This window comes from Clostridium sp. AM46-21 (genome assembly GCF_003480025.1).
GTDB lineage: Bacteria > Bacillota > Clostridia > Lachnospirales > Lachnospiraceae > Coprococcus > Coprococcus ammoniilyticus.
Window position 1 is genome coordinate 43,010 of sequence record NZ_QUIB01000020.1, and the last position, 23,249, is coordinate 66,258.

Sequence of the window (23,249 nt, forward strand, 5' to 3'; positions counted from 1 at the left end):
ATTTAAGCGTGCTGTGCTGTGCTGTGCTTAAGCCCTTTCCTTTCTGCATCCTTTGTCAATCCCTTTCGCAAAAAATTTACGAATTAAGTGTAGCACACCAAATGGTGAATGACAATTGTTAAAAACGTAGATTCTATATGTGATTCTATATGACATGTTTACTCAAAATGCATTTCATCCATATCCCAGTTTTCATAGAATTTTTTATTTTCATCTCTGAATCTTTCAAATAAAATAATATACGTTTCAACAATCTTCTGGAATACATTTTCCGCCAAAGATCCATCATAATCATGTGCAAGCTGATTCCTTATTTTCAACATCTCAAGCCAGCGATCATCATCTATCAAGCGGTTCGTAAATGCTGTTTGTAAAACTTCCCGTGGTGAGCCAAGTGCAAAATTCGTAATTTCAAGTTTCTTCACCAGAATATCTTTCATTACTTTCCATGAAATATCAAACGTAAGATTGAAGTTCTGAATCGTTCCCTCCAGTACGAAATCCTGTTCCGGATCTGCATTTTGACTTTTTTTCAGATTGTTCAGGCAATTACAAAATGTACGATATCTGTTAATAAATTTGTTTTCCATATAAATCTATATCCTCCAATAATTGCTTATTCCTTATTGAGTCATAATCAAATATGTCTATCTTCCGAAGCGTTTCTACATCCTCCATATCCCGTTCCAATTTCAGTATATCCGGGCATCCATACACAACAAAATCAATATCGCTATACTCCGTTGCTGTTCCTGTGGCAAAAGAGCCAAACAATTTTAAATGCTCTATATTATTTTTTTTGCAAATTTCTGTTACTTTTTCAATAATCCGTTCAACCGGCATCACATTCATATCATTCTCTCCAAACCATGGCATTGCAAGCAAGCGATTTTGCACTCATTATTTCGTGAGCATAGCTCACTCAATGCATTCTGCAAAATCAGCATCCTTGCGAGCAAATAATTTTGCATTCATTATATCATGCATGTAACAAAGTAGGAAATAAAAAATGGATATATCTACCTTATTATGGAAGATATACCCATTTTAACTTAATATTAAATCTACAGATTCCGGTGCAGCAGTCGATGTTCTTTTCCGGCAAGGAAATGATCGTACAACTGACGGACTGCCGGGTTTTCCTCGGAGAAACGGACATTGGAGCTTGCGTCCGCATTGTACATACCTTCCATACGGCTCCGTCTGGTTCTTGGGCCTGCGCCGGATGGCTGACCGCCACCCATGATACATCCACGTCTGCACGCCATAACTTCAACGAAATCATAGCTTGCTTCGCCGGATTGGATACGGTCAAGCAACCGTCCTGCATTTGCAAGACCATGTACAACTGCGATCTTCACTTCTCTGCCATCTAACTCGATCGTTGCTTCCTTCGTTCCTTCAAATCCCCGGACACCTGTATAACTGATCTCACGGATCGTGTTATAGGATTTGTCCTCCGCAAGACGACGGAGCACTGCTTCTGTTACACCACCTGTCGTTCCGAAAATCTTGCCTGCACCGGAAGCCACCGAAAATGGTGCATCTGCGGATTCATTTTCCAGTTCGGTAAACTGCAGTCCCATCTGCTTAATCATCCGCACAACCTCTGTCGTTGTGATGACATAATCGGTATCCTGTCTGCCATCCGTGAAATTATCCGGTCGGAGGATCTCTCCCTTCTTTGCTGTACAAGGCATGATCGATACAACCATCGTTCTCTTACCATCTTCTTTATCTTTCTCCGCAAAATAATCCTTGATCACTGCTGAGAACATTCCTTGTGGAGAACGGCAGGTTGACAGATGATCTGCAAATTCCGGATATTTTTCTTCACAATATCTGACCCAGCCCGGACAACAGGATGTAAATAATGGCAGCTTCTCATCCGACGCAAGACGCGCCGCAAATTCTTTGGATTCCTCCATAACCGTAAGATCGGCGCCAAAGCTTGTGTCAAATACCATGTCAAAGCCCATGATACGAAGTGCTGATACCAGCTTGCCAAAACAGTTCTCGCCCTTTGGTATACCGAAGTTATCTCCAACTGCCACGCGGACTGCCGGTGCGATCTGTGCGACCACCCGGATGGACGGATCTTCGATCGCATCCCAGATATCGGTTACATTGGTACGGATCGAGATTGCTGCGGTCGGGCAGACAACTGCACATTGTCCGCATCCTACACAGTCTGTCTCTGCAAGCGGCTTGTCAAATGCCGGCTGCACCTTCATTTTCGAACCACGGAATGCAAAATCGATAACACCAAGTCCCTGAATCTCATCGCAGGTACGCACACAATCACCGCACAGGATACATTTATTTGGATCCCGGACGACAGATGGTGAACTCATATCGATCTTTTCTTCTTTTTTATTATTCAGGAAACGAACCGCATGCACACCAACCTTATAGGCAAGTGACTGGAGCGCACACATGCCATTCTTCTGACAGGTCGTACAGTCTCTGCAATGAGAGGATAACAACAGCTCGATAATAAGCTTTCTGTACTGCTGCACTTTCTTTGTATTCGTATAGATCACCATGCCCGCTCTCGGCGTCTCGGAGCATGCTGCAAATATTTTTCCTCTGTCATCTTCTACCACGCACATACGACATGCGCCATAGATGGATAATTCTGAATGATAACAGAATGTCGGGATGTCGATCCCCGCCTTTCGGATCAGAGACAGAACATTCTTCTCGCCCTCGATCGGCACTTTGATTGAATTGATCGTAATATAATCCATGTTCGTCTCCCTCCTTAATTCTCTGTATATACTGCATGGAACGCACAATTATCGATACATGCACCACACTTGATGCATTTGGCTGTATCAATGACAAATGGTTTCCGGATCTCACCTGTGATCGCACCGACCGGACAGTTTCTCGCACATTTGGAACAGCCCTTACATGCTTCCGGATCGATCTTATAGCGAACCAGTGCTTTACAGTTTCCGGTTCTGCATCGTTTGTCAACCACATGCTCGATGTATTCCTGACGGAAATTCTTCAGCGTACTAAGTACCGGAAGGGCTGCGCTCTTACCAAGTCCACAAAGGGCTGTGTCGGTGATCGCCTGTCCCAGTTCCTCTAACAGATCCAGATCCTCTAACGTACCATTTCCGGCAACGATCCGCTCCAGGATCTCAAGCATCCGCTTGGTTCCTTCACGGCATGGAACGCATTTGCCGCAGCTCTCGTTCTGTGTAAAGTTCATAAAGAAACGGGCTACCTCAACCAGACAGGTATTCTCATCCATAACAACCAGACCACCTGAACCGATCATCGCTCCTTTACTCTTTAATGAATCAAAATCCAGACTGACCTCCAGATCATCCGTCACCAGACAGCCACCGGATGGTCCACCGATCTGAACTGCCTTTAATGGGATGTCATCCTTTAAACCACCGCCGATATCATACACGATCTCACGCAGCTTTGTTCCCATCGGTACCTCGATCAGTCCCGTATTCTTTACACTTCCGGTCAATGCAAATGCCTTGGTTCCCGGACTTTTCTCCGGTCCGATCGACTTGTACCAGTCTGCACCATTTAAAATGATCATGGACACATTTGCATAGGTTTCTACATTATTCAGAACCGTCGGCTTGGCAAATAAGCCCTGCTCTACGGTTCTCGGCGGCTTGGTTCTCGGCATTCCGCGCTGTCCCTCGATCGATGCCGTGAGCGCACTTCCCTCTCCGCAGACAAATGCTCCCGCACCACGATTGATATGTATATGGAAAGAGAAACCGGAGCCTAAGATATTCTCACCAAGGAAGCCAGCTTCCTCTGCCTGTGCGATCGCTGTCTTCAAACGGCTGACTGCCAGCGGATATTCTGCTCTTACATAGACATATCCCTCCTGCGCACCAACCGCATATGCAGCAATGATCATACCCTCTAACATCTTATGCGGATCGCCTTCCATCACGCTTCGATCCATGAACGCACCCGGATCTCCCTCATCACCATTGCAGACAACATATCGGATCTTCTCCGCCTGTCTGGCAACCTGCTGCCATTTGTATCCGGTCGGGAAACCACCGCCTCCACGTCCACGCAGATTGGAGTCACTGATGACCTGAATAACTTCCGGAGGCTCCATGGTAAATAACACCTTACGAAGTGCTTGATATCCACCGACCGCAAGATATTCATTGATATTTTCTGCATCGATATGTCCACAGTTTTTCAGTACCAGTCTGGTCTGTTTCTTATAAAATGGAATTTCTTCCTGCTGTCTGTAGACAATACCATCCTTGTGATACATCAGACGCTCTACCGGTCTTCCGTGCAAGATCGTCTCGTTGAAGATCTCCTCGCAGTCTTCTTCCTTTACTTTTATGTAGATATAATTATATGGCTCGATCCGCACAAGCGGCCCCATCTCGCAGAAACCATGACAGCCGCTTTTCTTCACGCCGACATGACAGGATTCTTTTATAACTGTATTCTCCGCCTCCGGGACAAATTCTACCTTCACGCCCTCCGACTGCTTCGCCATCTCGCAGAACCGGTCGTATATTTTCTGAGAGCCACCCGCCAGACATCCGGTTCCTGCACAGACAAGGATCCTGTGCGAATCCGCATGCAACATCTCTTCTGCCTGTTTTACTGCTGCGTCAAGCTCCGATACATTTGTTATTCTATTCATCCGCACCCTCCTTCAATTCTGCTATCAATGCAGTTACCTTCTCCGGTGTCATAGCCGGATGAACAACATCGTTTACCGTCATGACCGGTGCGAGTCCGCATGCGCCAAGACATGATACTGTCTCTAATGTGAACATCATATCATCTGTTGTGTGTTTCTCTTTTGACAATCCAAGTTCTTTATACAATTGATTTAAGATATCCATGGATTTTCTGACATGGCATGCGGTTCCATCGCACACCTTAAGAATGAACTTTCCTTTTGCATCAAATGAAAAATTCTCATAGAATGTTGCTACGCTATAAGCTTTTGCCTCTGCGATATTCAGTTTGTCCGCCACATATCGTAATAATTCCGGCGGAAGATACTTATATTCGCTCTGAATATCCTGAATGATCGGGATCAGAAATCTTGGCTCTGTCCCATATGCAGCAATAATCTTATCAGCCTCATCGTAGTAAGATTGTTCCAGCATGTATTACCCTCCGTGCTTTGCCCCATTGTTGGGAATTTTTATCAATACCTCATATACAGATGATAACATTTTTCAATAGGATTTGCACGAAGATTTTGGATTGAAAAATAAATCCCCGCCTGTCTCCGGCACGATGGTGGATAGTGTTTCAACTCATTGCACTTTCTATTCGGTTCGCACGCTTATTTGTCAGCAGTCGCCCAAACTCGCCTTATCAGGCTCAAACATGGGCTTGATGCTGACAGCTAGTGCAAACCTCATAACGAAAGTTCCACTGATGTTGAAAACACTACCCACCATCATGCCGGAGACAGGCGGGGATTTTTATATTGCTAACATTTTACGATCAATAGTTTCTCACCCGGTGTTACCTCGTCGCTTTCCAGATGGTTGATGGTTCGGATGGAATCCAGGCTGGAAAAATATTCTTTGGCAATGGACCAGATACTGTCGCCTTCTTTTACAACATATCCAACCATACCCGGCATGGCTGCCTTCTTATTCCAGTCAATCGGCAGAATATTCATATCGGTAATGACGTCCACAGAACCCGGTGCAAATACCGTAACATTCATATTGATCACCGCCTTGATCTCCACCTCATCGGAATTCAACATCTGGGCTGTAATCTGGTCAACGGATGGATTGATACGGATTGAATCCTGATTGACAAATGGTACGGATTCCACTTGATAATTAAATGGTATCGCCGTTTCAATCTGCTGTAACGGCTTGCTATCCTCTGCTGATACATAGAGTATTTCAGCTTTTACCGCACCTGATATATCAATGCAGTCCTCTCCTGCTTTTACCTCATCGATCTCAACTGTTCCGGTTGCATATACGATCTGCAGTATCTTCGGGAAGCTGCTCTTGATTCGCTCTTTATGTACGACCTTTGTCTTAGCATTATTTTTTATCTGAAGATTCTCAAATGGAAACTGTTCACAGATCGTTTCTACATTTGCCGACGGAGAGAACATATCCCCGATGATAGAAAGCTCCATATCTTCGTAAATCTTCATATCTGTATGGAGATTATATTCAACCTGAAGCACACGGTCTTCTCCGTCATTGTCAGCACGCACACTGACTTCTCCTTTTCCCATCGTGATGCGGTCATCCAGGATCATTCCTTCATTTGCTTCTTCGCAAGGGATCAGACCTTCAAATTCCCGGCTCTCATTCAGATACTGCATTGGTACGCCGGGCTCCTCCGCCAGATAGATTACAAACAGGTCCATCTGTCCTTTCATATTTATTCCCCCATCTACAACCTTTGTCTCGATGCCATAGAAGGACACCCGGCTCCAAAGCACCCGACCGATGTTTGGTTTATTGGCAGCGATCTCGAAATCTTCTTTTACCTTCAATATATCTTTTACAGATGCCACATTATTTGTAAATGGAATCTGCTCATTCCTGCATTCGATTCCCGATCCGTTTAACAGTCCGGTTGCCCCGGACAGCTCTACGGAATCCATAGCCCACAGTTTCATGCCAACCAGACCGCGAACTTCAAATTTTCTTGAATTGATCATGGTTATGTACAGATCTTCCAGCACGCAGCTGACATCGACCTTATCACCGGCAAGTATGCCATCCATATTGATGGATTCCTCAAATGGAACATCACCCTCATAGGTTTCAAACCGAACATCTTCACCAACTGTCTGATACAGGACTTTAAATACAACTGTTCCTGATATCCGCACCTTATTCTCCAATGTCTCTACATCATCTAAAAGGACATTTCCTGTACTTGCAATGATCCGTTCCATATCGTCTTTTGCATCCGGTACATTAAAATCATCATTGATCGTAAACTGCGAATACTTAGAAGTCTTTAAAATCGTTGTACTGAGTTTATTTTTTACAAGTTCCATATGATACCCCCATACTATTTTCTAATTTTTAAATACAACCGGTGTCGTTGTCCGTGCGATCCGAAGAACTATATATGGATACGATACCGTATCCTTACTTACTGCATCTGATGGTGTCGCCGTCTGCCTGAGAACCGATTCGATGTAAATAGCATTTTCATCCATATACATCTTATCTACAACCACGCCAACATCATCCCGATTCTGCCTGCCGCTGCAGATCACGATATATGTGTAAGTGTTGTTTGAGTATGTCAGATTAAACGGTTCTTCTTTCTTGCTGTTAATGACGCTCAACAACTCCTCCGGCAGCATGGTGTCGTCACAGATATCGTAAGTCAGTGCTTCACCATCTTCTTTCACCTTATAAAAACTGCATCCGGCAAACAAACTCAGCCCGGCCACCACAGTCAACAGCCCTGCCAGAATACGCAGCCATCTTTGTCCTCTCATCTCACCGCTCCCTTCCCAATGTCTTTTTTCGGCTCTATCTTTACCCTTGTCAATCTCTATACCATTATTTATATGTCCTGCTTTGCAAGTCTATGCATGGAAATTTTGCCGGAGCTTTCTCCTTTTTTAAGGACATACAAAAAGCACCTTAACGATCATTAGCTAAGGTGCTTATCTCTACATTCCCATTTCTTCTATCTCTTTTAACATAAATTCTTCTAGTTTCTTCTTGTCCGGCAAGTATAACATATAAGTTGAAACAACATATAGGTTTCCGGCGCCAACCCACACTGGACAGTCACAGGCAAACTGTTTATAATGGATTGTGTATGCGTATTTGTGCATTTAAGATGGAGAAAATGATATGAATTTAAGGACTTTAAGACTTTTAGAATATAATAAAATTGTAGAAATGCTGACCTCCTACGCGGCATCCCCGATGGCAAAACGAAAATGTGAACGCCTGAAGCCCCGCAAGGATCCGGTACTGATCCAGACCTTACAGCAGGAAACAAGAGATGCGCTGATCCGGCTGAATACACAGGGCAACCTGTCATTTGCCGGTCTCCGTGATATCGGCGCTTCGATCAAGCGACTGGAGGTTCAGGGAGCACTCGGCATCAAGGAACTGTTAGATATCGGAAGTGTCCTTGATATGGCACTATCCGCCAGACAATATGGCAGCAGCGATGATAACGAGGAAAAGGCACATGACAGCCTCTACTCCCGCTTCATGGAGCTTGTTCCGCTGGAACATTTAAGTCAGGAGATCCACCGCTGTATCCTGTCAGAATCCGAGATCGCAGACGATGCATCGTCCGGTCTGAAGGCGGTCAGACGGAACAAAAAACTGACAAATGAAAAGTTACATAACCAGTTGAACAAACTTGTAACCGACCAGAGCAAGCAGACGATGTTTCAGGATAACCTGATCACGATGCGTAACGGAAGATACTGCATCCCGGTCAAACAGGAATATAAGAACAGTTTTCCTGGCATGATCCATGACCAGTCATCCAGCGGAAATACAGTATTTATCGAACCTCTGGCGGTAGTTAATCTGAACAACCAGTTAAAAGAGCTGGATAATCAGGAGCTGGCAGAGATTGAAAAGATCCTTGAGAATCTGTCGGTTCAGGCTGCATCCGAATATGAAAATATTAAATTTGACTTTGAGACATTGACCGATCTGGACTTTATATTTGCCAGAGCGAATTTTGCAAGATCCTATAAAGGAACCGAACCGATCTTTAATACGGACGGTATCGTGGACATTAAACAGGGGCGCCACCCACTTTTAGACAAACACACCGTTGTTCCGGTCGACATCAAGCTGGGCGAGGACTATAATCTGCTGATCATTACCGGTCCGAATACCGGTGGTAAGACCGTATCCTTAAAAACACTAGGTCTGTTTACTCTGATGGGACAGTCCGGTCTTCATATTCCGGCACTGGATGGTTCCAGGTTGAATGTATTTGATGATGTATTTGCTGATATCGGAGATGAACAGAGCATCGAGCAGAGTCTCTCGACCTTCTCCTCCCACATGAGCAATGTCGTATATATTATGAACCATGTGACACCGAACACACTGTGCCTTTTCGATGAGCTTGGCGGTGGAACCGATCCGGTCGAGGGTGCAGCACTTGCGATCGCGATCTTAAGCAGCTTAAACGATCAGGGCATCCGCTGCATGGCTACCACGCACTACAGTGAACTGAAATTATTTGCCATGTCGACTCCGGGCGTTCAGAATGCAAGCTGTGAATTCGATGTAGCAACACTGATGCCGACTTACCGGCTCATCATCGGTATTCCCGGCAAATCAAATGCATTTGCAATATCTAAGAAATTAGGCTTATCCGACGATATCATCGAACGGGCAAAGACAAATATCGACAGCAACAAGGTTGATTTTGAAACACTGCTGTCCGACCTGGAAAACAGCCGAAAAGAGATTGAACGGGACAAAGCGGAGATTGCGCAGTTTAAGGAAGAAGCCAGACAGCTTCAGAAACGGGCAAAAGCAAAGGATGACGAACTCTCTGCCAAGAAGGCTCAGATCCTTGCAGATGCAAGAGAGGAAGCGGCTGATATCCTGGAAGAAGCAAAGGAAATGGCAGATTCAGCCATTAAAAATTATAACAAATGGACAACAAATCCTCATAAGGCAGATGCGAGCACGATGGAGAATGAACGAAAAAAGCTCCGTACCAAGATGGACGATTACCGGAAGATGACACCGGAGAAACGCAAATCCATAACCTCCCATCATACGGCAAAGGATTTCAAAGCCGGAGATACCGTGCATGTTATCAGCATGGATACAACAGGAACGGTTACTGCTCCTGCTGATTCAAAGGGAAATATCAAGGTTCAGATGGGCATCTTAAGCTCTCTGCTTCCTGCTTCTGATCTTGTGATCATCGAGACACCAAAGCAGAACAACGCTCAGGTATCGATCAATAATAAACGTGGAATGGGCAAGGCTTTAAATATCCAGCCGGAGATCAATGTACTCGGTATGACTGTAGCCGAAGCTACCTCTTTGGTTGACCGTTATCTCGATGATGCCATGATGGCTCACCTGCACAAGGTAAGGATCATCCATGGAAAAGGCACCGGAGCACTCAGAAAAGGCATCCATGACTATCTGCGCAAGCAGTCATACGTCAAATCCTTCCGTCTGGGTGAGTACGGGGAGGGCGAAGCCGGCGTTACGATTGTAGAGTTATAAAATACACAACAACAAGGAGAACTATATGGACAAAGAAAAAATATTGATCGTTGACGATGACGAAAACATCGCCGAACTGATCTCACTTTATCTGAATAAAGAATGTTATGAAACACAGATTGCCGCAGACGGAGCTTCTGCCTTGGAGGCATTTGTCGAATTTATGCCAAATCTCATCCTATTAGATGTCATGCTTCCGGGCATGGACGGCTATCAGGTATGTACGGAAATCAGAAAGCAGTCCAATGTACCGATCATCATGTTATCCGCAAAAGGTGAGGTATTTGACAAGGTGCTCGGACTTAAGATCGGTGCCGATGATTACATCGTAAAACCCTTTGATTCCAACGAACTGGTTGCCCGCGTCGGTGCATTGCTTCGCCGCTGCAACTCACGGACGGATAATTTCCAGAACTATAATCCGACAAATGCCGATCATATCGGCACCTATGTCGAGTATGATAATCTGGTCGTTAATATTTCAAATTATACCGTTACATTAGAGGGCAAAAATCTGGAAATGCCGCCAAAAGAACTGGAACTGCTGTATTTCCTTGCAAGCCGTCCAAATCAGGTATTTACCAGAGAACAGCTTCTGGACAAATTATGGGGCTACGAATATGTCGGTGACACCCGTACCGTTGATGTACACATCAAACGTCTGCGCGAAAAACTGACCGATAAATATAACTGGTCCATTTTTACAGTATGGGGAATCGGTTACAAATTTGAGGTTAAATGACCATGAAAAAAACGATTTTTGATAAGATTGTTGTCGGCTTTGTCCTGCTGGTCATTGTAATCTTCAGTGTACTTGCTCTGTATACCGTCAATATGACACAGTCAAAGCTGCTAAGCAACACAGAACAAAATCTGAAAACAGAATCCAAGCTTATCATCAGCACCACCGTAACGGATTATATGAACGGCCTGATCGATAAGGATACGTTTTATCAGAAGCTGGATGAACATGCTGCTGATATGAACGCAGAGATCTGGCTTTCTACTGCAAATGGCGAAATCATATACTGTTCAAACAGTGAAAGTCCTGCTGCAAAAGATATGATGATCACTGATTTTTATGACCGGACGGATATATATTCCCAGACAGTAAAAACCGGTACGCTGAACGGCTGCTTTTCAGCCAAAACCTTAAGCCTCAGTACCCCTGTTTATCAGGATAAATCCTATGCAGGACTGCTGTCCATTCACTTGTCACTGCAGTTTATCAAGGATATTGCGCAAAAAACATTTGCATCCACCTATATGCCATTTCTGGTCATTGTGGTGTTGTCTCTGATCGCCTTAATGCTGATCACGAACAGTACATTAAAACCAATCCGTGAAATCATTGCAACCTCCAAGCAGTATGCCGCCGGAAATTTCAATGCGCGAATTGATGTGCATACCGATAACGAATTTGGTGAACTTGCACGATATATGGAGGAAATGGCAGACGAGCTGAGTCGTTCCAATGAATACCGAAAGTCTTTCATTTCCAATATATCCCACGACTTCCGTTCTCCTCTGACCTCGATCAAAGGATATATTGAAGCCATGATTGACGGAACGATTCCACCGGATAAGCATGAGAAATATCTACAGATCGTATTAAATGAGACAAAGCGTCTGACCAAGCTGACACAGGGACTTCTGGAACTGAACAACTTCGACTCCTTTGATCTCCAGCTTGATAAGTCGAATTTTGATATCAAGAGCATTATTCTTCCTACGATCAACACCTTTGAAGGTCGTTGCCAGGACAAAGGCATTTATCTGCATGCAATCTTCCATACCGACAATACCATTGTCTATGCGGATCGTACAAGAATCCAGCAGGTTATCTACAATCTGGTTGACAATGCGATCAAATTCACCCCGGAAGGCAGGCAGATTACGGTTCAGGTCACAGAAAAATCCGATAAAATCTTTGTCAGTGTCAAGGATGAGGGTGTCGGAATTCCACCGGAATCGATCAAGAAAGTATTTGACCGTTTCTATAAAACGGATCCAAGCCGCGGAAAGGATAAGACCGGAACCGGTCTCGGACTTGCCATCACAAAAGAGATCATCAAGGCGCATGGTGAGAATATCACCCTCACCAGTAAGGTTGGCGAAGGAAGTGAATTCATTTTCTCTCTCCCTATGCAGAAGGAAATGCAAATTCCGATCAAAGCCGTACATGTGAAGAAGGAAGAAGATACACAATATATCTCCAACGGAAAGTTCCGTATTAAGAAGAACTAACAAAAGCCCCACCCGCTCTTGCCTCTATGATGGATAGGAGTTGAAACTCGCTACACTTTCTATTCGGTTCGCACGCTGATTTGTCAGCAGTCGCCCAAACTCGCCTTATAAGGCTCAAACAAGGGCTTGATGCTGACAGCTAGTGCAAACCTCATAACGAAAGTTCCACTGATGTTTCAACTCCTATCCATCATAGAGGCAAGAGCGTGTGGGGCTTTATTTTATGTCTTACTCAAAATGTCTCCATTAATAGGAGGCATTATTTATATCGTTCTGCCATCTCATTTACAGCATCACGGATACGCTCGCGGAGATCTGCAGGCTCTATGACCTCTACGCTGGTTCCGTACTGCATCGCCCAGTGAAACATGGCATTCTGGCTGCAGGTCACACGGATAAACGCCTTATTGGCATCTGTCTCAGGATTAAAGTTATCTGGATAATTGTTCTGAACAAATTTTGGTGACAACACTTCAAAGTTCTTATCAAACCAGTCTACAATATCACCCATATTCCCTTTTTGAACCTTTAATACAATCGTAGCTGCGGGATCACTGAACATGTAGAGATGTTCCGCCATATGCTGTGGCAGATTCAGTCCATGCTCCATCCCTTTTACCAGACTTTTATCCTTGACCTTTTCATCTAATATCTCAATCTCCGTCATACGATCGATCCGGTAATTCGACAGATTGTCATATTTATCATAATTGCAGATCAGATAATATTTGCCCTCATTTGCAACCATCTGATATGGATTTACGATATACTTCGTATCCTTTCTTGGATGAAGCTGTTTATCGATACCATAGGTGTTATAGAGAAATGCAACCTTCTTGCCCTCACTGATCGCATCATCGATCATCTCAACATTTAACATGGTCTGACGGTTATCGGTATGTGATAACCCCGGCAGATTGCACACATGCTGTACCTTCGCACTGAAATACACATTCGAAAGCCCCTTGATCTTCTCGATCAGCTCCTGTGCCTGATTTCTCGGTATCGTCTTTGAAAATAAAATACTGTCGATCAACATTCTAAGCTCAGCATCATCAAATTCATGATTGTAATACCAGTCCTTTGTCAGGATCTCGGTCTCTCCGTTTTTATTTTCACGTTCAATCTCCGTACATTCCAGATTATAACCAAAATCCACCAGATTCATCAGATTGCTCTTGACGGATTTCCGGTCAACCTTCATTCCATATTCGGTTTCCAGCTTCTTTATGATATCCTTCTGATCCATTGTATGTTCGGAATCCGTATATTTCCGAAGAATCTCAAGGATACAGATATTCATCATTTTCTTTCCATCTACCATGTATGTACTCATAAATACTCCTTTTTACCACTCATAATGGTGAAGCTGTCCCTTCGTCTCAAGCTCTGGGAAGCCCTGCTGTCTGAGTGCCTCATATAACACGATTGCTACAGAATTTGCCAGATTCAGGGAACGGATCTCCGGGAACATCGGAATCCTGACTGCTGTTTCCTTATAGTCTAACAGAATCTCCTCCGGGATTCCTGCACTCTCTTTTCCGAACATGATGTAGGCATCTTCCTCATAGTTTACATCTGTATATTTCTGTTTGGATTTGGTCGTTGCCATATAGATCTTTGCGCCCGGATTCTTTTCAAGGAAATCATTGAAATCATCATAGATCGTTACATCTAATTTGTCCCAATAATCCAAACCCGCACGCTTTAACTGCTTCTCGTTGATCTGAAAGCCCAGAGGCTCGATCAAATGAAGTCTTGCACCTGCTGCCACACAGGTACGTCCTATATTTCCTGTATTTGCCGGCATCTCCGGCTCATGAAGTACGATATTTAACATGTTTTTCTCCCTTCGCTCTTATGGTGTCAAAAAGCTTTCCTCTCCATCGTGGATGATCACGCGGTCATGTCCGGTTGTTGTTCTGCCGATCACAGCAGCCTCAAATCCGGCTTCATACAGACGATTACTTAACATTCCACCATCTGCTGTGACAAATAACGCTGCTCCACATCCATCGATCCGGTATGGATCATCCCCGGTAAATTCACAGATCTCAATGGTTTCCTGCATGATCGGTATATGGTCATGGCTGATCCGAAGCCCGACATTTCCAGCCTCTGCCAGTTCCCATAATGCGCCATATACTCCTTCTGTTGAGATGTGGCGTGCATATATACTGCCACATGCCATCGCAATATCTCCCTGATTCTTCATAAGTAATAACCGGTCAAATTGCTCTGCTGTGCGAAGATATTCCTCAGAATATCTGGTCAGAAGCTCTTCTTTTCTTTCCCTTACCCGAAGCAGGGTTCCAAGGATGCCGGTCTGTCCGCACATAACGATATCCATATCCGGCTTGATCTTTGCATTTTTCTCGCCCTGCGATATCTTTCGTCCATACATCGTTACAGTTACCGCAGGCTCCTTGAATATCCCGCTGATCGCAGTATCTCCATACACGACATCTACATGAAGCTCCTTCGCAAGATCAGAAAGCTCCCGCAGGATCTTCTTCATCTTCTTCTCGTCATTTTCCGGCATCATAACCGTATCTGTAAGTGCAAATGGCTGATACCCGCCAAGCCGTAATTTATTATATTGTTTGATAACATCCGAAGTCACCGTACCCAGTGCATTTGCAAGGCAGAGTCCTTCCGTTACTGCAAGCTCACTATCCAACAACACAAGCCGGCTATAGTCATCTCCTATGCCGGCTTGTGTTACGTCAGAATGTTCCTGTTTATTCAACGATCTTAAGATTGACCGCTTCTGCTGTATAAATCGAAACTTTTCTTTATTCATCCCTGATACCTTTTAGAATGCATATGCAAGCATACCGATTACCATAGCTGCTACCAGGATTCCAACTATAATTGCAGATGCTACCTTTTTACCCTTTGAACTGCTTAAATTGATCATTTCCCATTTCTCCTTTATATTTTAAACTTATAATTTTCTGATATTATCCGCCCCACATCAGACCTTTTTCCGTCTTATGCAGCGACATCATGTATAGATTAACGCTGAATTTTCACTTTGTCCAGATATAATAGCATTATTTTATAGCAATTTAGCATTTGTGCCAGATTCTGCCAACTGCTTATTCCGTTACATTTGCCGATGGGCACACACGGTTCAGCGCGCATTCGGCACATTTTGGTCGTCTGGCGATACAGATCGTTCTTCCAAGTGTAATGATCTGAATATTATATAAGATCCACTGTTCCTTTGGAAGCTTTTCCATAAGCTCATGCTCGATCTTCACCGGATCATCACTATCTGTCAGCCCAAGAAGCCTGGAAATACGTTTTACATGTGTATCAACGACGATACTTGGCTCGTGGTAGATATTGCCACGGATCACATTTGCGGTTTTTCTTCCAACACCGTCTAATTTCGTCAGGCTCTCGATATCACTCGGCACTTCTCCGCCATATTCACTGATGAGCTTCTTTGCACAGCCAATTATATTCTTCGCTTTATTCTTATAAAATCCAGTCGAGTAAATATCCTTTTCCAGTTCCTTGATATCTGCATCGGCAAATGCCTGCAAGGTCGGATATTTCACGAACAGATCTTTTGTTACGATGTTTACTCTGGCATCTGTACATTGTGCCGACAGCATCGTTGCGATCAGAAGCTGCCATGCATTTTCATGATTCAGATAACACTTGTAATCTGTTCCATATGTCTCATTCAAGATCCGGCAGATCTCAGCGACCTGCTGTTTTTCTTTTTTTGTCATGCTGCATTACTCCTGTTTTCCTGCCAGATAGTTGATAAACTGCTGGGCTGTACGACCGGAGATTCCACCATGCGACAGCTCCCATTTGTTTGCTTCCGCACACAGTTCTTCCTCTGTCATATGGATGCCGTTCTTCTCTGCCAGACCTACAACGATCTGGAAATATTCCTTCTGTGATGGCTTGCTGTAATTGATCGTAACACCAAAGCGATTGACCAGTGACAGCTTCTCCTGCATCGTATCGCTCTTGTGCATACCATTGTTATTCTCAAGATCGGTACGATCTGTCCATGTTTCACGGATCAGATGACGACGGTTCGAAGTCGCATAGATCAGAACATTATCCGGCTTGATCTCCAGGCCACCTTCGATGACTGCCTTCAGATATTTGTATTCTGTCTCAAACTCCTCAAAGGACAGATCATCCATGTAAATGATAAAGCGATAGTTACGGTTCTTGATCTGGGAAATAACCTGAGACAGATCCTGAAACTGATGCTTATAGATCTCGATCATACGAAGTCCCTGATCGTAATATTCATTTATGATCGCCTTGATCGTTGTTGACTTTCCGGTTCCGCTGTCGCCAAATAACAGCGCATTATTTGCCTTACGTCCTGCAACAAAGGCTTCCGTATTCTCCACGATCTTCTGTTTCTGGATTTCATATCCGATCAGATCATCCAGACGAACATCCTCTGTGTTATTGATCGGAACAAACTGCATATCTCCATTTGTCGGATGAACGATACGGAATGCCTTGTTCAGTCCGAACATTCCAACACCATATGCCTTATAGAAATCCGTCACGATCTTGAAGATATCATTTTCATCCTTTGCCCCTTCGATCGCACGGCTGATATCCTGTACCTTTGTGCTGACATTCTTATTATACATACGTTCTTTCTTGCCGATGGCTTTATAATTATTCACGATCGTGAAGCAGTCAATATCCAACGCTTCCTCGATCTCAGAGAAATCAAAATCAAACAGCTTCTTGAAGATCTTGAAATCATTTTTTGCAAAATAATTAACGGTTCCGTCATTGGCACCCACTTTTTCACTCGTCATAGAGAATGAATTCTCATTTGTGATAAGAATAAATGCCAGATAATTGTGCCACAGATTTGTGTCAAATCCATAATCGGTAGCAAGATCCAGCAACCGCTTGATCTGGTCGTAGATCCTTGCAACCAGCTCCGCATTCGGACAGTCTCCGCGGTCAAAATCCTCAAATATCCCGGACAGCTTCATCAGAATACTGTTCTCACCCAGATTTCTATATAATACCAATTTCGCTATATCTCTGTACATCTTAAATTATCCTTCTTTCTTCATTTGTCTATATAAACAGGCATTTGCCCTGTTTTATCCAGCTCGTTTCTCTCAGGCATTTTCCTTGCTTCTTTTCTCTTTCATGCGTCTGGACTGTCGTCTCTGCTTCCGCTTCCGGGGTTTCTCCCTCCAGCCATCATCCGACGAAGCGTAAGGTTCTCCATACTTTTCCCAGGCGACTCCCTTTTCCCGCAATCTCATAAGTACGAATTCCTTCACCAGTGCATATAAGACAGAGGATAACGGTACAAATATCAGCATTCCGAGAATTCCCATCAGATCTCCGCCAATGATAACTGCAACCAACACCCATATAGATGGAAGTCCGACGGAACCGCCTACCACATGCGGATAGATCAGATTTCCCTCGACCTGCTGCAGTATGATAAACAGGATCAAAAATACCAGTACCTTTTTCGGATCGTCAACCAGAATGAGAAATGCACCAACACCACATCCAATAAATGCACCAAAGACCGGAATCAATGCCGTTACCACAATCGTAACACTGACCGTCAGTGCATATGGAATACTAAGGACACTCATGGATACAAAGAACATCAAGCCCAGAATACATGCCTCCAGGCACTGTCCGGTTATGAAATTTGCAAATGTCTCATCTGCCATAACGCAGGTCTTGATGATCTTATCTGCTGTTTTCTCTTTAAATAACGCATATATCAGACCCTTTGTCTGACGCTTCAAGTTCTCCTTCTGTGCCAGAATATAGATTGCGAAAAATAATCCAACCACAAAATCGACTATACCGCTGACAACAGAGGTTGCAAAATTAAATGTTGATGACAACAGGCTTCCGCTTCCATTCTTTATCAGATTGATCGCACTCTCACTCACCTTATCCCATGCAATATCAATCTCCATGATCCGGTCAACGATATCCGGATATCCCGCTGCCAGATTCACCGCCCAATTCTTAATTGCCTCCATCGTAGACGGAAACTGCTGTCCGATCGCTGTAATTGTCCGGCTGACCTCCGGTATCAGCATCGTGATCACAAAAGCAATCACCAGAACAACACAGATAAGGGAAAGCACCATACAGACCGGTCTCCGGAACCGATACCATCTGCTTTTTTCATTTCGGAATAACAGATTTTCAAATCCCTTCATCGGCACATTCAGAATGAACGCAATCGCAAATCCAATCACAAACGGCATAAGCAACCCGATGATCCATGTACCGCAGGCATAGATTTTATCAAAACGAAATACGCAAAATACGACTAATACAGTTATAATGATCAGTTTTATGAGCTTTTTCATATTCGAATTATTCAGTTCCAAATTCAATTTCCTCTGCTTTCTTTTTACATTTTTTTGAGCAGGCACATAGAACGTGTCTGCTCAATCATGCCAAGACCATTTATTCCGGCAGATTGATGTTTCCAAATACATCTCCTATGGAATAGGTCATATTCTCTTTTGGTTTATAAGCATTCATAATTGGAGCCATGATCTTCTCAAACTTCTCCCTGTCCTTTGAAAGAACGAATACTTCTGCTGTATTTCTGGCATCCCACAATGCATCATGCTCTTTTCCCTGAAAATCTTCTCCCAGATAGAATACCGCATCTGACAGTGCCAGTCTTCTTCTGGTTCCAAGCATACGTGCAAATTCCTTCTGGAAATCCTTCCATTTGGATGCAAGCTTCTGTGCATCCGGGTTATTGTAGGATTTTAACTTGCGTTCCCGGTTAAACTGCCGCAGATCATTCTCACTCCATGCATAGATCACATCCGCGCTTAAGCCCCATGCAATGAACCGATCCATCGCAATCGCAAAATCCGGTGCATCGTCTACCATCTCATTTGTGATCCCGGTAAGATTTGTTATTCTGGATGTCACAGGCGTAATTCCCGGCTTTACATAAGTCTTGAATGAATCAATCTCCTTATATGTATCGTCCAGCTTAACAGCTCCTATTTCAATTATTTCATTTTTGCAAATTTTTAATTCATCGGGATGAGAATTATCGATCTGATTCATCTCAAAATCCACAAATATATACTCCATGTGTCACAACCTTCCTGAAGCTGTCTTCCGGATGAAAGCCGCCTGTCGAACATGGCTTCCACCGTCACAATCTTACCTTAAAGCATACCATTCACATCCAAAAATGTCTATCTTTTTCTTGGTGGAGATTTCCTGTAAATGCCCTGTTAAAAAATGTAGCTATTTTCTACCTGTTTTTTTACACATATGAATCGCCACAAGTATAAACGGCAATGAAAATACCCCTGACAGTACATCGGAGATTCCCTGCGTAAGAGCCACGCCTGTTTCCTGAAAATACATCGGAAGAAGCCAAATCAATGGCAGGAAAAAGATTCCCTGTCTGGTGGAGGATATGAGAATGGCTTTTCCGATCTCCCCTATTGCCTGAAATAACATACCGCTGACCAGACACACCGCCATAAATGGCAATGATACCGCATGCATCCGAAGAGAAAGAACCCCCAGCTCAAGTGCCGCATTTTCCCCAAATAATGAGATAATCGAGGATGCAAATATCCACACAAGAATACCTGTAACAGCCGATGCAATGACCTGACTTAGAATCGTAAATATGATCGCTTTTCTTACTCTATCATTCTTCTTTGCTCCATAATTATAACCGGCCACCGGTGCAAAGCCCTGCCCATATCCGACCATGACTGCAAATAATATGGCAAATACTTTATTTGATACTGATATCGCAGCTATCACATCATCCCCATATGCTCTGGCTGCCCGATTCAACAGGATGGTCGCCACACAGACCAGCCCCTGACGGAAGAAAGACGGAATACCTGTTCTCGTAATATCGGCTGCCGTCTGCCTGAACGGCTTCCCTTTCTGCCCCCTTAATCCGATCACGCTTTTCCCGCTCAGCATTACGATCAGCATAATAGCAAGGCTTACACTCTGTCCACAAAATGTCGCGATTCCCGCTCCGCGGATTCCAAGTTCCAAATCTGACACCAAAATCGGATCTAAGACTGCATTTAAGACAGCACCACTTCCAATTCCAACCAATGCCCAGACGGGCATTCCTTCCGCCCGCAGAACATTGTTGAGTACATACGACACACACATAACCGGCGCTGTAAGCAGGATCCAGAATCCATAATCTAATGCAAATGTCGCGATCGTATCCGTCGATCCCAGGAACTCAACCAACGGTTTCTGCCACAGAAATCCTGCTCCCATCAGTATAAGTCCGGCAATCAGCGACATTAAGACCGCAACCAGTGCATCTCTGCCTGCTTCCTTTTCTTTCTGTTCACCTAAAAATCGGGATATTCTGCTGCCTGCACCCATGCCAAATGTATACCCTACCGCCTGTATCATGGCAAGTACCGAAAATAAAACCCCAACTGCCGCAACTGCACTGTTTCCAAGGTCCGAAACAAAATACATATCTACGATATTGTACGTCGTTCCGGCAAGCATACTGACAATGGTTGAACACGATAATCGCAAAATAAGAGAAGGCACAGGAGTCTTTGTCATTTTCACATGATTCTCCTGTGCCTTATCCTTCGTATTGTCAGTTTTACCTTGAACATTATCATTTTTCATATGCAGACATCCTGCCTTATAGCCATAGTAAGAAACTGACAAATAAATATTTCTGTATCTATCCAAACTCTGATACCAAAATCATAACAATCTTTTTATATCAGCCAGATATTTATGCATTATTTCAGAAATTCAGCCACTTCCTCGATCTTATTCTGTGCATCATACACGCCCAGATCGTACATTGCCTGAATCTTCTTATCATCCTTTTCCGTTCTTGATATGTCGATCTGTACACTCGGACGGATAATAAGAACCTCGCCCTTCTGTTCCAGTTCAGCCAGCTTCTCCAATGTCTTATTATAATACAAATGCCTCATGGCTATTCGTTTCACATACTCCGGATATTCCTTATACCGGATTGCTTCCAGCTTCAACATGCTGTCTTCTTCCTTGACGTAACCTTCCGGTCTGGTCAAAACTACGATATCTTTTCGATATCCCATTCTCCTGAACTGGAAGATCGGAATGCTGTCTGCAGTTCCGCCATCCAATAACTTCTTGCCATCTACTTCTACAATCTGTGACACGATTGGAAGTGATGCTGATGCACGTAGCTTGTCCATATCCTTTCGAAGATCCGTACATTCCAGATACTCCGGCTGTCCGGTCTCTACATTTGTACAGCATACATAAAATCTCGTTGGATTCTCCTCGAATGCATCATAGTCGAATTTGTATAATTCATTCGGCAGCCGATCATAACAAAAATCAACGCCAAATAAATTTCCCGTTTTCAGCAATGACTTCAAACTCATATATTCCTTATTGTTTCGGTATTCCAAGCTATATGCAATATTTCTTCCACGCTGCTTGGATACGAAAGATGCTCCATGAATAGCTCCCGCCGATACGCCGATCACGCCATCCACTGTAATATTATGATCTAAAAATACATCCAGTACGCCGGCAGTATAGATGCCACGCATGCCACCGCCTTCTAAAACCAATCCTGTCTTTGTCATATATCTTCAACTTCCTTTCAAAACGAATTTGCTATCTTTTGTTTTTACTATGATAACGCAAATCTGGATTTTGGCAAGGGGAATTTTGGAGGTGGGGTGATGGATAAATAGGATGATGGATAATCTTATATTATCAATCTAAAGGATGAATAATACTTAAATTATATCATCTATAAGTTTTATAAATTACACAGGTATTCTTTAGCCCCAAATAATAATCAAAATAATTGCGGAGGGATTAATAAATGTTTTTAATGTTCATTGGAAAGTATCAGTCAGATATGGCATATACAGGTCATTATTTTAATGGTTCCATTACCTTCTATGGAGATGGAACAAATGGCAATATATATTGTTGCCCAAAACATTCACGTGTTTATGACAAAAATGTGTTTATAAATTTTATTATAAAAAATATAAAATACAGATTAGACAAATATAATTTTATTTTTTATAACCAGAGTTATGCATATGAAGTCATAAACAAATTTCCGGAATGCAAAGAGCATATTTTAAATATTAATTCAAGAGAATTGCTTGATTGGCTATCAAACAAAACATTAGTTCGTGTATGGGCCCAAAATCTTATTGATGTACCATCATTTTGTACTGTTACTGGAAGTGAATGTACCTTTTCTAATTTTAAAAAATTATTTCCACAAGAAAATGAATTTGTAATTCAAGATAATTATTCATCTGGCGGATTAGGTAGTTTCATAATTAAAAAAGATCAAAATATGAAAGCTAACATACTCAATCCGTGCAATATTTATTTAGTTTCACCATTATTGAAAAATAGTTATTCAATAAATATACATATATTAGTTGGTAAATTTAATCAAATAATATTCTCACCATCAATCCAGATAATTGACCCAAATCAATCTCCGTTGATTTTTAGAGGATCTGACTATATCGAAGCACAAAAAATTCCAAAATTAATTATTAAATACTATATCGAAGCACAAAAAATTCCAAAATTAATTATTAAATAATTTATATAATTGTACAAAAAAAATAGGTAATAAACTAGGAAAAATGAATTATAGGGGGAATCTGTGGTTTAGACTTTATTGTTCAAAACAATAAATTATGGAAAAATGAATTATAGGGGGAATCTGTGGTTTAGACTTTATTGTTCAAAACAATAAATTAT

Annotated in this window: 20 protein-coding genes; 4 read left to right on the forward strand and 16 right to left on the reverse strand. The window is 43.0% G+C overall.

Annotation, left to right across the window (positions count from 1 at the left end):
* Positions 1-158: 158 nt before the first annotated feature.
* The 7 genes from DW959_RS12615 to DW959_RS12645 form a co-directional block, all read right to left on the reverse strand.
* On the reverse strand, positions 159-590 hold the full coding sequence (locus tag DW959_RS12615) for an HI0074 family nucleotidyltransferase substrate-binding subunit (protein WP_117822521.1): 432 nt from the start codon (positions 588-590) through the stop codon (positions 159-161).
* Positions 571-852 carry a nucleotidyltransferase domain-containing protein gene (locus DW959_RS12620; protein ID WP_117822520.1) on the reverse strand — a complete coding sequence of 94 codons (282 nt, stop codon included), beginning with the start codon at positions 850-852 and terminating at the stop codon, positions 571-573. The genes DW959_RS12615 and DW959_RS12620 overlap by 20 nt, the downstream gene beginning before the upstream one ends.
* Before the next feature lie 212 nt (positions 853-1,064).
* On the reverse strand, positions 1,065-2,750 hold the full coding sequence (locus DW959_RS12625; protein ID WP_118616315.1) for a [FeFe] hydrogenase, group A: 1,686 nt from the start codon (positions 2,748-2,750) through the stop codon (positions 1,065-1,067).
* Positions 2,751-2,764: 14 nt separating this feature from the next.
* Entirely contained in the window at positions 2,765-4,606 is a 1,842-nt protein-coding gene (locus DW959_RS12630; protein WP_243023406.1) for an NADH-quinone oxidoreductase subunit NuoF, read from the reverse strand.
* Positions 4,607-4,655: 49 nt separating this feature from the next.
* Positions 4,656-5,138: an NAD(P)H-dependent oxidoreductase subunit E gene (locus DW959_RS12635; RefSeq protein WP_117822517.1), complete on the reverse strand. Its 483-nt coding sequence runs from the start codon at positions 5,136-5,138 to the stop codon at positions 4,656-4,658.
* A 332-nt stretch (positions 5,139-5,470) separates the two neighbouring features.
* Positions 5,471-7,024: an SPOCS domain-containing protein gene (locus DW959_RS12640; RefSeq protein ID WP_118616319.1), complete on the reverse strand. Its 1,554-nt coding sequence runs from the start codon at positions 7,022-7,024 to the stop codon at positions 5,471-5,473.
* 21 nt (positions 7,025-7,045) lie between these two features.
* Positions 7,046-7,477 (reverse strand): protease complex subunit PrcB family protein, encoded by a 432-nt coding sequence (locus DW959_RS12645; protein WP_118616321.1) that lies wholly within the window; start codon positions 7,475-7,477, stop codon positions 7,046-7,048.
* 364 nt (positions 7,478-7,841) lie between these two features.
* On the opposite strand from DW959_RS12645, the gene DW959_RS12655 reads away from it, so the two are divergent.
* From DW959_RS12655 to DW959_RS12665, 3 genes are read left to right on the forward strand one after another with little or no spacing between them, the layout of a single operon-like run.
* On the forward strand, positions 7,842-10,217 hold the full coding sequence (locus DW959_RS12655) for an endonuclease MutS2 (protein ID WP_118616323.1): 2,376 nt from the start codon (positions 7,842-7,844) through the stop codon (positions 10,215-10,217).
* A 25-nt stretch (positions 10,218-10,242) separates the two neighbouring features.
* Positions 10,243-10,959, forward strand: a complete 717-nt coding sequence (locus DW959_RS12660) for a response regulator transcription factor (protein ID WP_117808537.1) — start codon at positions 10,243-10,245, stop codon at positions 10,957-10,959.
* Between the two features lie 2 nt (positions 10,960-10,961).
* The gene (locus DW959_RS12665; protein WP_118484146.1) at positions 10,962-12,464 is read left to right on the forward strand and encodes a HAMP domain-containing sensor histidine kinase; all 1,503 of its coding nucleotides are present in this window, start codon (positions 10,962-10,964) and stop codon (positions 12,462-12,464) included.
* 259 nt (positions 12,465-12,723) lie between these two features.
* Here the strand turns inward: DW959_RS12665 and DW959_RS12670 are convergent, their stop codons facing one another.
* The 9 genes from DW959_RS12670 to DW959_RS14925 all read right to left on the reverse strand — a co-directional run bounded on the left by DW959_RS12670 (position 12,724) and on the right by DW959_RS14925 (position 22,093).
* Positions 12,724-13,800 (reverse strand): WYL domain-containing protein, encoded by a 1,077-nt coding sequence (locus DW959_RS12670; RefSeq protein ID WP_242996158.1) that lies wholly within the window; start codon positions 13,798-13,800, stop codon positions 12,724-12,726.
* 12 nt (positions 13,801-13,812) lie between these two features.
* On the reverse strand, positions 13,813-14,304 hold the full coding sequence (trmL, locus tag DW959_RS12675; protein WP_117808535.1) for a tRNA (uridine(34)/cytosine(34)/5-carboxymethylaminomethyluridine(34)-2'-O)-methyltransferase TrmL: 492 nt from the start codon (positions 14,302-14,304) through the stop codon (positions 13,813-13,815).
* An 18-nt stretch (positions 14,305-14,322) separates the two neighbouring features.
* Positions 14,323-15,267, reverse strand: a complete 945-nt coding sequence (locus DW959_RS12680) for an AIR synthase family protein (RefSeq protein ID WP_117808534.1) — start codon at positions 15,265-15,267, stop codon at positions 14,323-14,325.
* A gap of 298 nt (positions 15,268-15,565) precedes the next feature.
* Positions 15,566-16,210: an endonuclease III gene (gene nth / locus DW959_RS12685; protein WP_008400494.1), complete on the reverse strand. Its 645-nt coding sequence runs from the start codon at positions 16,208-16,210 to the stop codon at positions 15,566-15,568.
* A 6-nt stretch (positions 16,211-16,216) separates the two neighbouring features.
* Positions 16,217-17,524, reverse strand: a complete 1,308-nt coding sequence (locus tag DW959_RS12690) for an ATP-binding protein (RefSeq protein WP_008400495.1) — start codon at positions 17,522-17,524, stop codon at positions 16,217-16,219.
* Between the two features lie 72 nt (positions 17,525-17,596).
* On the reverse strand, positions 17,597-18,850 hold the full coding sequence (locus DW959_RS12695) for an AI-2E family transporter (protein ID WP_242996157.1): 1,254 nt from the start codon (positions 18,848-18,850) through the stop codon (positions 17,597-17,599).
* Between the two features lie 79 nt (positions 18,851-18,929).
* Complete coding sequence (locus tag DW959_RS12700; RefSeq protein ID WP_008400497.1) at positions 18,930-19,580, reverse strand: 3'-5' exonuclease; 651 nt, start codon at positions 19,578-19,580, stop codon at positions 18,930-18,932.
* Between the two features lie 159 nt (positions 19,581-19,739).
* Positions 19,740-21,128, reverse strand: a complete 1,389-nt coding sequence (locus DW959_RS12705) for an MATE family efflux transporter (protein WP_118616325.1) — start codon at positions 21,126-21,128, stop codon at positions 19,740-19,742.
* Between the two features lie 119 nt (positions 21,129-21,247).
* Complete coding sequence (locus DW959_RS14925; protein ID WP_117822509.1) at positions 21,248-22,093, reverse strand: patatin family protein; 846 nt, start codon at positions 22,091-22,093, stop codon at positions 21,248-21,250.
* A 245-nt stretch (positions 22,094-22,338) separates the two neighbouring features.
* Between DW959_RS14925 and DW959_RS12715 the strand changes: the two genes are divergently transcribed.
* Positions 22,339-23,088 carry a hypothetical protein gene (locus DW959_RS12715; protein WP_118616327.1) on the forward strand — a complete coding sequence of 250 codons (750 nt, stop codon included), beginning with the start codon at positions 22,339-22,341 and terminating at the stop codon, positions 23,086-23,088.
* The last annotated feature ends 161 nt before the right edge of the window (positions 23,089-23,249 follow it).

Coding starts and splice junctions, on each gene's coding strand:
- DW959_RS12615 (WP_117822521.1), bottom strand. CDS start 590: ATGGAAAACAAATTTATTAACAGATATCGTACATTTTGTAATTGCCTG.
- DW959_RS12620 (WP_117822520.1), bottom strand. CDS start 852: ATGAATGTGATGCCGGTTGAACGGATTATTGAAAAAGTAACAGAAATT.
- DW959_RS12625 (WP_118616315.1), bottom strand. CDS start 2,750: ATGGATTATATTACGATCAATTCAATCAAAGTGCCGATCGAGGGCGAG.
- DW959_RS12630 (WP_243023406.1), bottom strand. CDS start 4,606: ATGTTGCATGCGGATTCGCACAGGATCCTTGTCTGTGCAGGAACCGGA.
- DW959_RS12635 (WP_117822517.1), bottom strand. CDS start 5,138: ATGCTGGAACAATCTTACTACGATGAGGCTGATAAGATTATTGCTGCA.
- DW959_RS12640 (WP_118616319.1), bottom strand. CDS start 7,024: ATGGAACTTGTAAAAAATAAACTCAGTACAACGATTTTAAAGACTTCT.
- DW959_RS12645 (WP_118616321.1), bottom strand. CDS start 7,477: ATGAGAGGACAAAGATGGCTGCGTATTCTGGCAGGGCTGTTGACTGTG.
- DW959_RS12655 (WP_118616323.1), top strand. CDS start 7,842: ATGAATTTAAGGACTTTAAGACTTTTAGAATATAATAAAATTGTAGAA.
- DW959_RS12660 (WP_117808537.1), top strand. CDS start 10,243: ATGGACAAAGAAAAAATATTGATCGTTGACGATGACGAAAACATCGCC.
- DW959_RS12665 (WP_118484146.1), top strand. CDS start 10,962: ATGAAAAAAACGATTTTTGATAAGATTGTTGTCGGCTTTGTCCTGCTG.
- DW959_RS12670 (WP_242996158.1), bottom strand. CDS start 13,800: ATGAGTACATACATGGTAGATGGAAAGAAAATGATGAATATCTGTATC.
- trmL (WP_117808535.1), bottom strand. CDS start 14,304: ATGTTAAATATCGTACTTCATGAGCCGGAGATGCCGGCAAATACAGGA.
- DW959_RS12680 (WP_117808534.1), bottom strand. CDS start 15,267: ATGAATAAAGAAAAGTTTCGATTTATACAGCAGAAGCGGTCAATCTTA.
- nth (WP_008400494.1), bottom strand. CDS start 16,210: ATGACAAAAAAAGAAAAACAGCAGGTCGCTGAGATCTGCCGGATCTTG.
- DW959_RS12690 (WP_008400495.1), bottom strand. CDS start 17,524: ATGTACAGAGATATAGCGAAATTGGTATTATATAGAAATCTGGGTGAG.
- DW959_RS12700 (WP_008400497.1), bottom strand. CDS start 19,580: ATGGAGTATATATTTGTGGATTTTGAGATGAATCAGATCGATAATTCT.
- DW959_RS12705 (WP_118616325.1), bottom strand. CDS start 21,128: ATGAAAAATGATAATGTTCAAGGTAAAACTGACAATACGAAGGATAAG.
- DW959_RS14925 (WP_117822509.1), bottom strand. CDS start 22,093: ATGACAAAGACAGGATTGGTTTTAGAAGGCGGTGGCATGCGTGGCATC.
- DW959_RS12715 (WP_118616327.1), top strand. CDS start 22,339: ATGTTTTTAATGTTCATTGGAAAGTATCAGTCAGATATGGCATATACA.